At 66.3% G+C, this 12951-nt stretch carries 11 protein-coding genes and 2 tRNA genes; 7 read left to right on the top strand and 6 right to left on the bottom strand.

The features are described 5' to 3' along the window. Positions 1-249: 249 nt before the first annotated feature. Positions 250-1386 carry a bifunctional chorismate mutase/prephenate dehydrogenase gene (gene tyrA, locus BJF81_RS12990; RefSeq protein WP_075958703.1) on the bottom strand — a complete coding sequence of 379 codons (1137 nt, stop codon included), beginning with the start codon at positions 1384-1386 and terminating at the stop codon, positions 250-252. 51 nt (positions 1387-1437) lie between these two features. Here tyrA and BJF81_RS12985 point away from each other — a divergent pair. Beyond that, positions 1438-1513 (top strand) — tRNA-Arg (locus BJF81_RS12985). An 80-nt stretch (positions 1514-1593) separates the two neighbouring features. Then, complete coding sequence (gene cysM, locus BJF81_RS12980; protein ID WP_202817494.1) at positions 1594-2508, top strand: cysteine synthase CysM; 915 nt, start codon at positions 1594-1596, stop codon at positions 2506-2508. Positions 2509-2511: 3 nt separating this feature from the next. Here cysM and BJF81_RS12975 read toward each other — a convergent pair whose 3' ends face one another. Beyond that, positions 2512-3699, bottom strand: a complete 1188-nt coding sequence (locus BJF81_RS12975) for a PrsW family intramembrane metalloprotease (protein ID WP_083664219.1) — start codon at positions 3697-3699, stop codon at positions 2512-2514. Between the two features lie 45 nt (positions 3700-3744). On the opposite strand from BJF81_RS12975, the gene orn reads away from it, so the two are divergent. The 3 genes from orn (at position 3745) to BJF81_RS12960 (ending at position 5868) form a co-directional block, all read left to right on the top strand. Continuing rightward, the gene (orn, locus tag BJF81_RS12970; protein WP_075958702.1) at positions 3745-4347 is read left to right on the top strand and encodes an oligoribonuclease; all 603 of its coding nucleotides are present in this window, start codon (positions 3745-3747) and stop codon (positions 4345-4347) included. Between the two features lie 90 nt (positions 4348-4437). Beyond that, positions 4438-4510 (top strand) — tRNA-His (locus tag BJF81_RS12965). A 173-nt stretch (positions 4511-4683) separates the two neighbouring features. After that, the gene (locus BJF81_RS12960; RefSeq protein WP_075958701.1) at positions 4684-5868 is read left to right on the top strand and encodes a tyrosine-type recombinase/integrase; all 1185 of its coding nucleotides are present in this window, start codon (positions 4684-4686) and stop codon (positions 5866-5868) included. On the opposite strand, the gene BJF81_RS12955 is transcribed toward BJF81_RS12960, so the two are convergent. Further along, positions 5865-6086: a helix-turn-helix domain-containing protein gene (locus BJF81_RS12955; RefSeq protein WP_075958700.1), complete on the bottom strand. Its 222-nt coding sequence runs from the start codon at positions 6084-6086 to the stop codon at positions 5865-5867. The two genes, BJF81_RS12960 and BJF81_RS12955, sit on opposite strands and share 4 nt — an antisense overlap. A gap of 433 nt (positions 6087-6519) precedes the next feature. Next, positions 6520-6843: a helix-turn-helix domain-containing protein gene (locus tag BJF81_RS21615; RefSeq protein WP_202817493.1), complete on the bottom strand. Its 324-nt coding sequence runs from the start codon at positions 6841-6843 to the stop codon at positions 6520-6522. A gap of 1214 nt (positions 6844-8057) precedes the next feature. On the opposite strand from BJF81_RS21615, the gene BJF81_RS12945 reads away from it, so the two are divergent. Continuing rightward, complete coding sequence (locus BJF81_RS12945) at positions 8058-9776, top strand: HD domain-containing protein (RefSeq protein ID WP_143780851.1); 1719 nt, start codon at positions 8058-8060, stop codon at positions 9774-9776. Next, a complete protein-coding gene (locus tag BJF81_RS21610; RefSeq protein ID WP_083664216.1) occupies positions 9736-10419 on the top strand; it encodes an ImmA/IrrE family metallo-endopeptidase in 684 nt (227 codons plus the stop codon). The genes BJF81_RS12945 and BJF81_RS21610 overlap by 41 nt, the downstream gene beginning before the upstream one ends. A 317-nt stretch (positions 10420-10736) precedes the next feature. On the opposite strand, the gene BJF81_RS12935 is transcribed toward BJF81_RS21610, so the two are convergent. Next, positions 10737-11396, bottom strand: a complete 660-nt coding sequence (locus tag BJF81_RS12935; RefSeq protein ID WP_075958696.1) for an alpha/beta hydrolase — start codon at positions 11394-11396, stop codon at positions 10737-10739. Between the two features lie 102 nt (positions 11397-11498). Next, on the bottom strand, positions 11499-11954 hold the full coding sequence (locus BJF81_RS12930; protein ID WP_075958695.1) for a hypothetical protein: 456 nt from the start codon (positions 11952-11954) through the stop codon (positions 11499-11501). Between the last annotated feature and the right edge of the window lie 997 nt (positions 11955-12951).

The raw sequence follows: 12951 nt of genomic DNA, 5'->3' as shown, positions 1-12951 counted from the left end.
CGCGGCAGGACGTAGTCGTCGAGCTGGTCGACCAGCTCGGTGCGGGACGTGCGGGCGGCGCCGACGTCGTCCAGCTCCAGCGGGAAGGTCAGGGCGTCCGCGGAGCCGCGCAGCCGTTCGACGGCAGCGAGCAGCGCAGCGGGATCCGTGTCGGTCACCCGGCTAGTTTCCCCCGCCCCGGTCGTGCGACCAAAGCGAACCGCCGGAACCGCCCGGAACGCCCCTGGCGGCGGCGGACCGGGGGCCGCGTCAGCGGCTGGCGTCCGCGTGGGCCAGCAGCGTCCGGGACTCGGTGAGGAACCGCTCGGCGTGACCGCCGAACCAGGCGCCGATCTCGGCGAACCGGGCGACGAACTCCTCGCGCTCCCCGCGGCGCAGCAGGTCCAGGCACTCGTCGAACCGGTCGTGGTAGCGCTCCAGCAGGGCCACCGACGCCGGGGACGCGGTGATGATGTCGTAGTAGAGGTCGGCGTCCTGGGCGAAGAGCCGGCCGACCATGACCAGCTCGAGGCGGTAGATCGGGGAGGACAGCGCCAGCAGCTCGGTCAGGTCGTGGTCCTCGTGGGCCAGGTGCCACCCGTAGGCGAAGGTGGAGAAGTGCCGCTGCGCCTGGATCAGGCCCATGAGGGCGTCGTGGTCCTCGGCGCCGATCTCGTGCACGCGGGCCCCCCACAGCCGGATCTGGTCCAGCAGCCAGGCCGAGGCCTCCGGGTCGCGGCCCGGCACGGCGGCGACCACCTGCTTGGCCAGGCTGTCCACGTCGGGGCCGAACATGGGGTGCAGCCCCAGCACCGGCCCGGGATGGGCCGCGAGCATGGCGGCCATGACCTCGGTCTTGGTCGAGGTCAGGTCGACGAGCAGGCAGTGCCGGGGCAGCGGCGGCAGCGAGCGCACCAAGGCGACGGTGTCGTGGATGGGGACGGAGACGACGACGAGCCCTGCGTCGGCGACCACGGCGGCCACCTGCTCGGGGGTGTCGTCCCGTTCGACCACGCGCACGTCATACCCCGACAGGGTGAGCATGCGCGCGAAGAGCGCCCCCATCTTCCCGGCGCCGCCGACGACCACCGCCGGGCCGAGGTCCGGGTGCTGCCGGGTGAAGCCCATGTTCTTCTCGTGCGTGTAGGCGGCCCGCATGCAGCGGCGCAGGACGTCCTCGACCAGGTCGGGGGGCACCCCGCGATCCAGCGCCATGGCCCGCTTGGCGTCCAGCATCTCCCGCTCCCGGTCGGGGGCGTAGATGGGCAGGCCGTGCCGGCCCTTGACCTCGCCGACCTGGGAGACGAGCTCGAGCCGCCGGGCCAGCAGGTCGACCAGCTGGGTGTCCACCTCGTCGATCTGGGCGCGCAGCTCGGCCAGCGGCGCGGCCCCCGGGTCCTGGCTCATGCCCGGATCCTAGTGGTGAGGACGGAGGCGACACCTACACTGGTGCGGCTTGCCCCCGTAGCTCAATGGATAGAGCACCGGCCTTCTAATCCGTAGGTTGCAGGTTCGAGTCCTGCCGGGGGCGCCACCCGACAGGCGGGCCGACCTGCACGCCGAACGCCCACATGCTCGGCGCCAGGACGCGACCGCGGCCGTAGACTCGCGCGGGTGAGCAACCCTGGGCAGTACCCCACGATGGAGGACGTCATCGGCGACACCCCGCTGGTGCGTCTGCAGCGCCTTCCGGGGCCGGAGAACGAACGTCGCGGCAACGTGCTGCTCGCCAAGCTCGAGGGCAACAACCCGGCCGGCTCGGTGAAGGACCGGCCGGCGATCAGCATGATCCGGGGCGCCGAGGAACGAGGGGAGATCGCCCCCGGCGACACCCTGCTGGAGGCCACGTCCGGCAACACCGGGATCGCCCTGGCGATGGCGGCGGCGATCAGCGGCTACCCCCTGGTCCTGGTCATGCCCGAGAACGCCTCCACCGAGCGGATCCGGACGATGAAGGCCTACGGAGCCGACCTGGTCCTCACCCCGGCCCAGGGCGGCATGGAGGAGGCCCGCGACGTGGTGACGCGGATGGAGCGGGAGGGCAGAGGCCGGGTCCTGGACCAGTTCGGCAACCCGGACAACCCCCGTGCCCACGAGAACGGCACGGGCCCGGAGCTGTGGGCCCAGACGGACGGACGCATCACGCACTTCGTGTCCGCGATGGGGACCACCGGCACGATCACCGGGGTCTCGCGGTTCCTGAGGTCGCGCAACCCCGATGTCCAGATCGTCGGCGCACAGCCCGCCGAGGGAGCCAAGATCCCGGGGATCCGCGCCTGGCCACCGGAGTACGTGCCGACGATCTTCGACCCGTCGGCGGTGGACCGGACCGTGGAGGTGACCCAGGCCGACGCCGAGGAGACGGCCCGTCGGCTGGCCCGCGAGGAGGGCCTGTTCGGCGGCATCTCCGCGGCCGGCGCGTGCTGGGCCGCCTTGCAGGTGGCCGAGGATGTCGAGGGGGCGACGATCGTCTTCGTGGTGTGCGACCGCGGCGACCGGTACCTCTCCAGCGGCGTCTTCCCCGCCTGAGCGTCAGGGCCCCACGAACGCCCGACGGTGCTCGGCGACCGTCGCCAGCAGGACCCGTTCGCGGCGCAGCCACTCGGCGTCCGGCCCGCCGGCGTTGAGGTGCTTGCGCACCATCGCCAGCTCGCCGCTCTCGTCCTGGAAGGCCGTCATCGCCCGCTCGGCCGGGCGCCCGCCCACCTGCCGCGCCCACCGGCGGGCCCGTCGCCGCTCGCCACCGTCGGCGAGCATCGCGACCTCGGCCGGCGTGAACCACCCGTTGATCCCGTAGCCGGTGAGGTGGTCGCGCATCAGCCGGGACTCCCGCCGCCGCGCCCACCGCAGCAGAAGGAGGAAGGCCACGAACAGCGGCACCTGGACCAGCCCGAAGAGCAGCAGGTAGACGTCGGCCGCCACCACCGCGCTGTAGTTGAACAGCGCGTGGAGGAAGACCGCCGCGGCCAGGCCCACCAGCACGACCCACGCCGAGGACCAACGGCGGCGGTGCGCGATGAGCCCGAAGGCCAGCCCGATGCACACCGTGAACATCGGGTGGGCGAACGGGCTCACCAGGCCGCGCACGACGAACAGCCCCACCAGCCCGGCCGTCCCCGCCTCGGCGTAGGCGGTGCCCAGGTAGAGGATGTTCTCCACGAAGGCGAAGCCGGCCGCCACGAGCCCGGCGTAGACGATGCCGTCGACCACCCCGTCGAACTCGCGGCGCGCCCGCCAGAAGATCAGCGCCACCCCCAGGCCCTTGAGCAGCTCCTCGGTGACCGGTGCCACGACGACCGCCCCCACGACCAGCGGGTCCTCGTGCAGCCCGGCGACGAACTGCATACCGGTGGCGCTCAGCAGGAGCGCACCCAGGGTGGAGATGAGCGCGCCCCAGAGGAAGGCGAACCACAGCAGCCGGGCGGGCTCGCCCTCGAGCCGGTCCACCCACAGGAAGGTGGGCACGACGATGCCGATGGCCAGCGAGGAGGTGACCATCGCCAGCGCGGCGGTGGTCAGCCCCAGGCTGTCCACGACGATCAGCCCCATGACCAGCGCGGCGAGGCCGAACACGGTGACGACGACCCCGGCGAGCAGGATCCGGCGCAGCAGGGGGCGCCGGGTGGCGTTGGCCGGCACCGGCCCGTGCGGGTCGAACCCGGTCATCACCCCGTGCCAGTCGCCGGAGACCTGGGAGGGGGTATGGGGTGGGTGCAGCATGGGCGCGAATCTACCGGCGGGCGCGGGGTGGTTAGGCTCAGGTGCGTGACTGGTGACCGGATCGTGTGGATCGACTGCGAGATGACCGGCCTGGACACCACGGCCGACGCCCTGGTCGAGGTGGCCTGCCTCGTGACCGACGGCGAGCTCAACGTGCTCGGCGAGGGGGTGGACCTGGTGATCCGCCCGCCCCAGGAGGCGCTGGAGCAGATGGGCGACTTCGTCCGGGACATGCACACCCGCTCCGGCCTGCTGCCCCTGCTGGACGGCGGGACCACCCTCGAGGACGCCCAGGCGCAGGTGCTGGCCTACGTCCGCGAGCACGTGCCCGAGGGTCGCAAGGCACCCCTGGGCGGCAACACGGTCAGCACCGACCGGGTGTTCCTGGCCCGGGACATGCCCGAGCTGGAGGCCCACCTGCACTACCGGATCGTGGACGTCTCCTCGGTCAAGGAGCTGGCCCGCCGGTGGTACCCCCGCGCCTACTTCGCCGCTCCGCCCAAGACCGGGGGCCACCGGGCGCTGGGTGACATCCTCGACAGCATCGCCGAGCTGCGCTACTACCGCGAGGCGGTGTTCACGCCCGCACCGGGCCTGGACAGCGCGACGCTGCGGCAGATCGCCGCCCGGCACACGCGGGAGGTCTGAGCAGCGCGGGACCGATTCGGAGCACCCCGACCGACGGGGTACGATGGTCCGCGTTGTCCACCGACCCCCTGGGTCGCGGGCAGCCCCTTGGTGGGTGTAGCTCAGCTGGTAGAGCACCTGGTTGTGGTCCAGGTGGCCGCGGGTTCAAGTCCCGTCACTCACCCGTAGTGCGTTGACGTGATCTACGTCACCGCAGGTGAGACCCCGGATTCGCGTCACGGCGCGGAATCCGGGGTCTCTTGCGTTGCGCAGGAGTGAGCACGAGTAGGCTCGTACCAGCAACGAAACTGACACACAGCTGACACACCGCGGGATCGTGTCGGAAGGTGGGGCACTGTGGGCAACAGCCAGAGCACGGGTCAGCTGCCGCAGGGGATCGTGCGCTTCCGCGGCCGCTACCGGGTCCGGATGAACCACGACGGGAAGACGCACTCCCTGGGCGTCTACGACACGCTCACCGACGCCAAGGCTGCGCTGAGCATCGCCAGGGCCGACGCCGCCCGAGGCATCTTCGTACCACCCGCCGCCCGTCGAGCCGCACAGCGAGCCGAAGCTGAGCGTGCCGCAGCAGAGAGCATGACGCTGAGGGAATGGTCGGAACAGTGGCTGCGCTCCCTTGAAGCCAATCCTGACAGGTCCAAGGGGACGATCGTCGCGTACCGGTCCGTGCTCAAGAACCACGTCCTCCCCCAGCTCGGGGACGTGCGGCTCATCGACCTCACCACCGATCTCGTGGCCGATCACCTGGCCGCGCTCGCCCGCCTGCCGAGCAAGCGGCACGCGGGTGCCCGCAGGAACGGCGTCGCCCCCAACAGCGCGATCGTGCTGCGGTCCTGCATCAACGCTGCCGTGAAGGCACGCGCCGGCGGCCTCCAGACGTTCTCCTTCCCAGAGGTGCCCAAGCATCGTCGCGTCCGGCCCGAAGATGCGCAGGGGGACGTAGCGACCCCTGACGAGGTGCGGGCGCTGACCGAGGCCATGCCGGAGCATCTGCGCATCGCGGTTCCACTGGCCGCATGGTGCGCGCTGCGGATGGGTGAGGTGCTCGGCCTGCAACGTCGCGACCTCGAGCACCTGGAGGACCCTGACCAGGCCACCCTGCACGTACGCCGACAATGGAACAGCCAGGCGGGGGCCCTGACCCCACCCAAGGCGGACAGCACACGAAGCATCGCCATTCCGGCTGCGCTCCTACCGGACCTGGCCCACCATCTCGACACCTTCACTGGCCCACAGGCCGCGGATCCCGTCGTATGCGGTCCGAAAGGCACACGGGTGAGCCAGTCCACGCTGGACCGCCACTGGCGGGAGGCCAGGGACAAGGCGGGACGGCCGGGTTTCCACTTCCACAGTCTGCGGCACACCGGACTCAGTGCCTACGCCGTGCAGGGGGCGACTCTGGCAGAGCTGCTGTACAGAGGAGGCCACACAGATGTCACGGTCGCCCTGCGGTACCAGCACGCGAGCGCCGCTCGGGACAGGGCCCTGACCAAGCGGCTGAGCCAGCAGATCGCCCTCTAGCCGCGCCGGGTGACCGCCGGGATGCGAGTCAGCAGCTTGTCGACGTCGTCAGGGTCGACCCGGATGATGCGAGACCCGCTGCGGTATGCCGGCAACCGGCCGTCCGCAATCCTGCGCCGGAGCGTGTAGGTACTTAGCCCGGTCCGCTCGGCCGCCTGGGAGAGAGACTCGAACTGTCGCTTGGGTGCGGTGCCCGCCTGGGAAGTGTGCCTGCTCATGCCTCCTAAAGCGGCTGACAGCGACCCAGGGTCTCACATGCACGATCCCAAGGAGTACGCGGTGCGTAAGAGGCCGGAACCTCCGATGAGCGCGCGCTCCTCAGGGATATGTCGGTGATCGGCGCGCGCCGAGGGTCGGTACATCGCTGTCACGCCGATGAGCGCGCGCTCCTCAGGCATATGTAGGTGATCGGCGCGCGCCGAGGGTCCCTACATCGTTGCCACGCCAAGTTGCGGATGTCACGGCGACCGCGACAGGATGCGTCGCGCCTCCCACGCCGGTGGAACGGGTCGCGCCAGAAGCTCGACTTGACGGACGTGAACGGACCCCCGCGTTCGAGCCGGGGCTTCGAGCAAACGTCGCTGACCAAACGAGACGCTGGACCCTAGTTCTTGGCGGTAGTTCGAGATACGTATGACCGTTCAGCAGTGTCTATCGGCGACGCGAACGAGCGATAGTTGGGATCATCCCCGGGCGGGTGCGAGGCTTCTTCTCATGTAGGTGAATGTGGCCATCCGTACTATGTTCGCTGCCCTCCTCCGAGCGGTCATCCGCGACGCCTTCGAGAAGGCCTAGCAGTTGGCTACCCGGTTCTCCAAGCGCCGCAACATAGCGCAACACAGTTGATAGGCGGGGGTCGTGTCTGTGAGACTCCAGTTTGGCTACCGCCGCCTGGTCTGTTCCCATGCGGAGAGCTAGCGCCGCCTGGGTGACGCCCGCCTCCTCGCGCAGGCGCGCTAGGTGTTCGACCAGCATCCGACTCACTCTAACGGCGCGAATTTGCGCTGAGCCTTCACCTTCGTCCAAACCGTGCCTGTTAATCAAATCGGTGAGACCGGACATGTCATTTCCTGTCTTGAGAAGGGAGCAACTCCGTCAAGCGCCGGGCGGCGACATCGATGCATTCTTCGTGGGACTTGGCGCGACCGCTGGGTTGGTCGTCACACCAGCGCCAATCGAGGGCGACCAAGCACAGCTGGCGCGTACACCTCGGATCCACCGCCCAATACAGCTGGAGCGGGGGCGGGACGTCGAGGTACGACCATCTAACGCCCTGCGTCGGTATGGCCGCGGCTGGTCCAACTCGGGCAATGGCGTCCAGGTGACCAACGAAGGCCTGCCCTGCCGCCTTGCGCGACCCGCCCTGGTCTGCACTGCGGTCCATGCATGCCAAGACAGCCGACTCCATGACGTTCACCCCTCCGCTCAGCTGCCGCGAGGTCCACTGCCAACCCATCTTGCTCCCCTCGATCGGTCATGTCAAGATTGACATACTCCTGGCCCGTCGACCAGTTGGGAACGACATGTCTTCGCCTTCCACCGTGCCCTACGGTACGTGGCCTGACTGGATCCTGGCCGTCCTCGCGCTGGCAGCACTCCTCGTGTCGGTTGTGACGCTGGCGCACCAAGTGCGTGACAGACGTCGGCGAGACGCTAGTCAGGTGGACGCCTACGTTGGCAGCGAGACTGGCGTCCAAGTTCACAACAGAGGCCCCCGACCAGTGTTCGACGTGCAGGTGCAGGTCACGGCCGCAAGTGGGGCCTGGCCGCTCGAGGAGACGCTTGCTTGGCGGATCGGACCAGGAGAATGCACGGAGTTCCGTTTCAAGCACCCGGCTCACGGCTCCGACCGAGTGAACCCCCGGCTCTTTGGCGTCCGAGTCAGTTTTGCTGACGCCGAGGGCCGACGGTGGACGCGCCGGGAAACAGGGAGCCTGCGCCGACGTTATAGACGTGCCTCTGTAGCGTGACTACAGTCGGACACCTTACGCCACGGAGGTCGCGAGCATGCCGGAGCCTACTCTTGCCCGGGAAGTGCCCACTGGACGGCGCGATGCCCTCAGCGCCGGCGCAAAGCGCTACGAGCACGCAGCCAGCTCCAAGGTGATCCGCTTCTCCATGACGCCACGGTGGAGGAGATCGCGCTCCCTCCGTACTCCTTCATTAGGTGCAGTCCAGCAGAGAGGGCTGTGTATGACCACCCCGCCGTCCAACGATTGAGACGCGTCGCGCAGCTCGGCGGTGCGAATCATGTGTTTCCGGCTGCCGAGCATTCGCGCTTCCCACACGTGTTGGGAACCCTGCAGGCCGCGACTCTGCTCATGGATTCAATGGATGCCAACATTGCTGCTGATTCGCGGAAGTCTTATCCTATGTCTTCATGGCGACTGGGGCGTCAGTTCACCGAAGAGGAGCGCGTCTTCGTTCGGCTGGCCGCTTTGATTCACGACGTCGGGCACTTACCGTACGGACACACGCTCGAAGATGAGTTGGGCTTGCTCCGGGGCCATGACTCCTTGGAGCGGATGCGTCTGGTGGCCCGCATGGAATCCTATCGACCACTATCACAAGAACGTCCACGAATGAGCGAAGTTTCCGAACGCCTTCTTGTGGGCTGGCCGCTTGAGACACTGCTCGAAAGGACATACGGCAGCGTGCGCAGCAAAGTGGTCAGACGCAGTGTGAAAGTTCTTGACCTGGTTCTGGAGCTAACAGCCAAAGATGCAAGAGTCCAGCCCGGTCGTTACGACGAAGGGCGATTCCGGGTCGGGCTCTGTAGGGAACTCCTTGTCGGGCCCGTTTCTGCAGACGTGATTGACTACCTACGGCGGGACCAACATTCTTCAGGCATCGAAGCAGGGTCATACAACCCGCGCCTGCTGCAATACCTGCTCCCATGCATCCCTCCCGGCGAAAACACAGGCGAATCCGCGGCGAGGATTGTAGTAGACCTCGGCTATCAACGTCGATACAAGAAGGATGCTGCGACTGCGGTCGCTGCCCTACTGGGGAGTCGATTCGAGATGACTCAAGTGGTTTACAGACATCCCGCAAAATCCAGTTCTGCGGCAATGTTGGATAGAGTCCTCGGGCATTTTGCCACCACAGGCGTTCTCGCGGAAATCGATCTGGCCGAGGTTGAGAGGCTCAGCTGCTCTGAGTATGCCGATGAGGACGGCATGTTGAGGTTGGTAGACGACGTGATCCGACGACGTCTCGCGACTTCACCTCAACTTGACGACGAGACCATGTTGGAGCACGAGCAAGTGTTGGAGTTGCTCGATCTTATCGTTCTGCGTCGTTTGCATAAGACCGAGTTCTCACTTTCTCCCAGTTATGAGCCCGACCGGTTCCGCAATGCAGTGAAGCTCTTCTCCGGCCCGTCTGGCGCAACTCCGCGGACAGCGTTCGCGCGTCGTTTAGAAGCAGACTTCGGCCTAGTCCCGGGCGACGTCGTGATATATTCCAGTGGCGTCAAGCCCGGGCATAAAGACCCAAATTTGTGGCTGCGCCTAGATGGTGACGCATTTCCGGTCATCCAAGAGGGACGTGCGGACGAAGAAAAGGCGGACCCGTCCGTCGAAGCGATAATAGACGTGTATTTTCGCTCACAGCAGCAACGTTTCGAATCGCTCGAGCGCTTCGAGGTCCTTCTCAGCAACGCCGCCATCTCGCAACTCAAGGGAATGCGCGCCAATCAGGCATTTCGAGACGTTGCGCTCCTCGCCCTGAAACGCTGGTCAAGTAGCGATGAGGAACATTGGCGAGACCTCCGCGCGCGAGTAGCCAGGGCGCGGGGTCTCGAACTGGGGACTTACCGCGAGTACGATACTGCGGCTCGAAGTCGATCCACCCCATGGGCGCGTTATGCTTCGGGGATGCCAGCACTATTTCCTAACGGAGCCTGAGAACGTGAGCGCAACGCCCCTTCAGCCGCTGGACCTACTTCTTCGGATGCTCAGGCCCGAAGAAGCTCCAGTCAATTTACAGGCGATGGCCTTGCGCCTTGGACTTGCTATAAGGCGATCACAGCTCTCATCGGGCGAGGCGGTGCTGAACGCCGCGGAAGGTGAAATCCTCCTCCAGGACACCTGGCGTGGAGGAACTCCTACGGAGTTTACCCACCGTGAGCGATTCAGCATTGCCCACGAACTGGGCCACCATATATGTAATACGTGGCCCCATGTGGTTCCTTATGACGCGCAGCGCTCGGAGCGCGCCAGTGATTACGTGGCGGGTGCGATACTCTTTCCACGTAACGTAATTCAAGAGCACGTACCACTCGCGGGGTCGCCAGTCGCACTCGCCCAGGGGTTGATTGAGTTGGCACGAAGTTGTGATGCATCAGTAGAGGCGGCTACGAGACGGGTCTGCCAACTGATGCCATCTGTTCGTGTGGAATGTTGGCGTATGGATAACGCCGGCGACCCAGTTGAGGTCATCTGGTCGTGCGGGAAAAGGCTTAGAGGCGCCCAGGGAGGTCGCCCTCCGCGGGGAGAAATTGCTCTTGGCGCGGATCGTCAATTGGTGGTGCTGTCCACCTCACTTTGATCTCCTAACGAAGCTGAAGGGCGCCCGAGGGGCCAGAAGTAGACAAGTGCCTATTTGCAAAAAGAGCTGCATCAGCCATGCACATATGCGGAACAAGGCAGCCACTAGTAAATGTCTCCAGATCTGGCGATCAACGTCACCCGAGACTGGCCGAACAGCGAGCCTCTCGCGAAGCAGCAGTGGCATCCGGAACTGCCGCGTGGAGGACGGCTACGCTCGTCCGACTTTGCCGCCTGAAGCACGCGGGGCGCTACACCTGCTGGGTCTCGCGGTGCTGATGGACACGTCCTTGCCGCACCCAGAGGGGCGGCGTTCGGTCACCAGCGGTTGCTTGCCAAGAAGGCTTCGACGGTCGCGTGGAAGTCAGGGTGATCTTGGACCCGGTGGTCTTTGCCTGTGAGGACCACCGTGGACGCACCCGCCTGTGCGAGGACCGTGGCGATGGCCTCGTACTCGTCGTTCCAGCCACCTGTGAGGACCAGAGTCGGCACGGAACGGGCGAAGGCTGGGTCGATCTGGTGGCCCCACGGCGCTTCCAAGCTGGCGAACCGCGCCGCGATTTCTTGATCTTTATCCCAGGCGTCGCCCGTGGCGGTCTTGCCGAACAGCATCGGCTTGACGATCTGCCAGTAGCCGAACAGATCTCCCTTCTTGGCCCTGTCGCGTGCACGGGTCATCGGTTCGATGTGCGCCTCAATGGCTGGGTTCCCGCGTGCGATGTCGTAAAGTGCCGGCTCCACGAGTACGAGGTGTGATGGAGACAGGTTGTGCCCGCGCATGGCGAGCACGGTTATCACGGCACCAAGGGAATGAGCGACGACGGCATAGGGAGTAGCGGGTGCCTGTTGTCCTACCGCTGCTGCCTTCTCGGCGGCGCTGCCCGCCGATCCGTGGTCGGCGAAGACCGCCGTCTCAGCCGCCTGCTCAGGCCATGCCTGCGCGCCAGAGCGACCAGCTCCATGCACGTAGTACCTCACTGAAGAGACAGTAGTCCGAGTCATTCGTCATCCACCCAGGCACGCCCTGTTCTGCCGCTGTCCGCTCGAAGGCGGGCCAGTTTCCCCTCCACGGCGGACTCGTCAACGAGCAGCAATGTCCCTTGCTCCCACGGGCTGACGTGCGAGGGGAACATGCGCTGTTAGGAGCCCGGTCAGCCATAGCGAGAGCAGGGCGGCGCCCACCGCCTGTGCCAGTGCTGTAACGCTCACCACGGCCAGCATCATGCGGATCCGATCAACGTTCATGAAGTACGAGACCAGGCCCGCCTCAGCGAGCATCGCCACGAGCACAAGAGCAAAGCCCGCCACGAGCAGCAGTCTCGAACGTACAGTGACAGGTGATCGCCCGGTGACGTTGATCAACACGGCGAACGCGATCGTCACGGCCCCAACCGAGGCAAGAAGCCTGCCGACGATAGGCAATAAAGCCAGCACGAAGTTGCTGAGATAGTCGACCGGGACCGTACGGGCGACCCGCAACGGGGGTTGTCCCCACACCATCAGAAGGCTGCCGAGAACGGCCAGCGCCAACCCCACGACTGCGACCCTGCGTGCCATACACGGACACTAGCGGACGAGGCGCCACGCGCGCTTGAACGGCAGCAGGCTCAGCAGTAGGAGCTGGCGCAGGACGACGCCGGGGTGACCTTCGCCTTTCCACGCCCTTATGGGTAGTCACTCCAGCCGAGCTCGGCAACCATCCGGAAATGCCGCTGCGGGCCCTCGAGTTGCTGGCGCACAGGCTGCGTCCTCACCTTAAAACGGGGTCAGCGGCGGCTTTCAGGCTGCCATCCGTAGGGGATGTGGGCGGCGCCAGCGGTCTCGCAGAAGTAGAGCACTGCCGGCCCGTATGCGGGGTCGTCGTTCCGCATCGCGATGAGAGAGTCTCCACAGGTGGGACAAGTCATATGGTGACTGTAGAGGTCCGGGCATGGCGGTGCATGGGGACCGCCCGAGCGCGATCATCAGGCGCTGGAAGCTGTCTCTCCGCAGGACGTGCATCTGGGAGAGTTAGTGGGTGGGGTGGCCACTTGCGTGCTGCCTTCGCATGCTGGGCACGCGATGCGCATAGGAGATAGGCTGCAACTGCACCTGATGTGCCGAGTCGGCGTCGACTGGGCAGGAGCGATCTGGCGATCCAATGAAGGGTGGAAGGGTGGGTTTTTTTCGCAAGGCATCAAGTGTCGCTGAAGATGACTCTGAGGACTGGACGACGGAATGTCGGAACTGCGGCGGCGTGTCTGTGAACTGGAACTTTTGCAGCGAGGCATGCAGCCTGGAGCACTGGGAGCAGCAGGAACGGTCGAGTTCGCGCCGGTCGTACCCGGAGTTCCGCAGATAGTAGGCATGCGGATCGGCGAGGTTCCCAGTGATGGCGCGGGATAGTGGACCTCGGGCGGGCGAGGGTCGTGTTACTACAGGCTTCCGGCCGGACTTCGCAGGGCCGGGCTGGGGGCTGCTCGGTCAGCTCGTGGTGAAGTCGTGGTAGCGGCGGGGCTCGGGTAGGTCGAGCGCGGCGAGGATGGTCTTGTGC

It is taken from the genome of Ornithinimicrobium sp. CNJ-824, assembly GCF_001942405.1.
Lineage (GTDB): Bacteria > Actinomycetota > Actinomycetes > Actinomycetales > Dermatophilaceae > Ornithinicoccus > Ornithinicoccus kibberensis.
Note: the sequence above shows the minus strand (reverse complement) of the source record. Positions and strands in the feature narration are given on the sequence as shown.

What these genes read in the sequence shown, in the direction of transcription:
- BJF81_RS12975 (WP_083664219.1), bottom strand. Translation starts at nt 3,699, where the DNA reads ATGCTGCACCCACCCCATACCCCCTCCCAGGTCTCCGGCGACTGGCAC.
- tyrA (WP_075958703.1), bottom strand. Translation starts at nt 1,386, where the DNA reads ATGAGCCAGGACCCGGGGGCCGCGCCGCTGGCCGAGCTGCGCGCCCAG.
- BJF81_RS21615 (WP_202817493.1), bottom strand. Translation starts at nt 6,843, where the DNA reads ATGCTGGTCGAACACCTAGCGCGCCTGCGCGAGGAGGCGGGCGTCACC.
- BJF81_RS21610 (WP_083664216.1), top strand. Translation starts at nt 9,736, where the DNA reads ATGCTTCGGGGATGCCAGCACTATTTCCTAACGGAGCCTGAGAACGTG.
- BJF81_RS12955 (WP_075958700.1), bottom strand. Translation starts at nt 6,086, where the DNA reads ATGAGCAGGCACACTTCCCAGGCGGGCACCGCACCCAAGCGACAGTTC.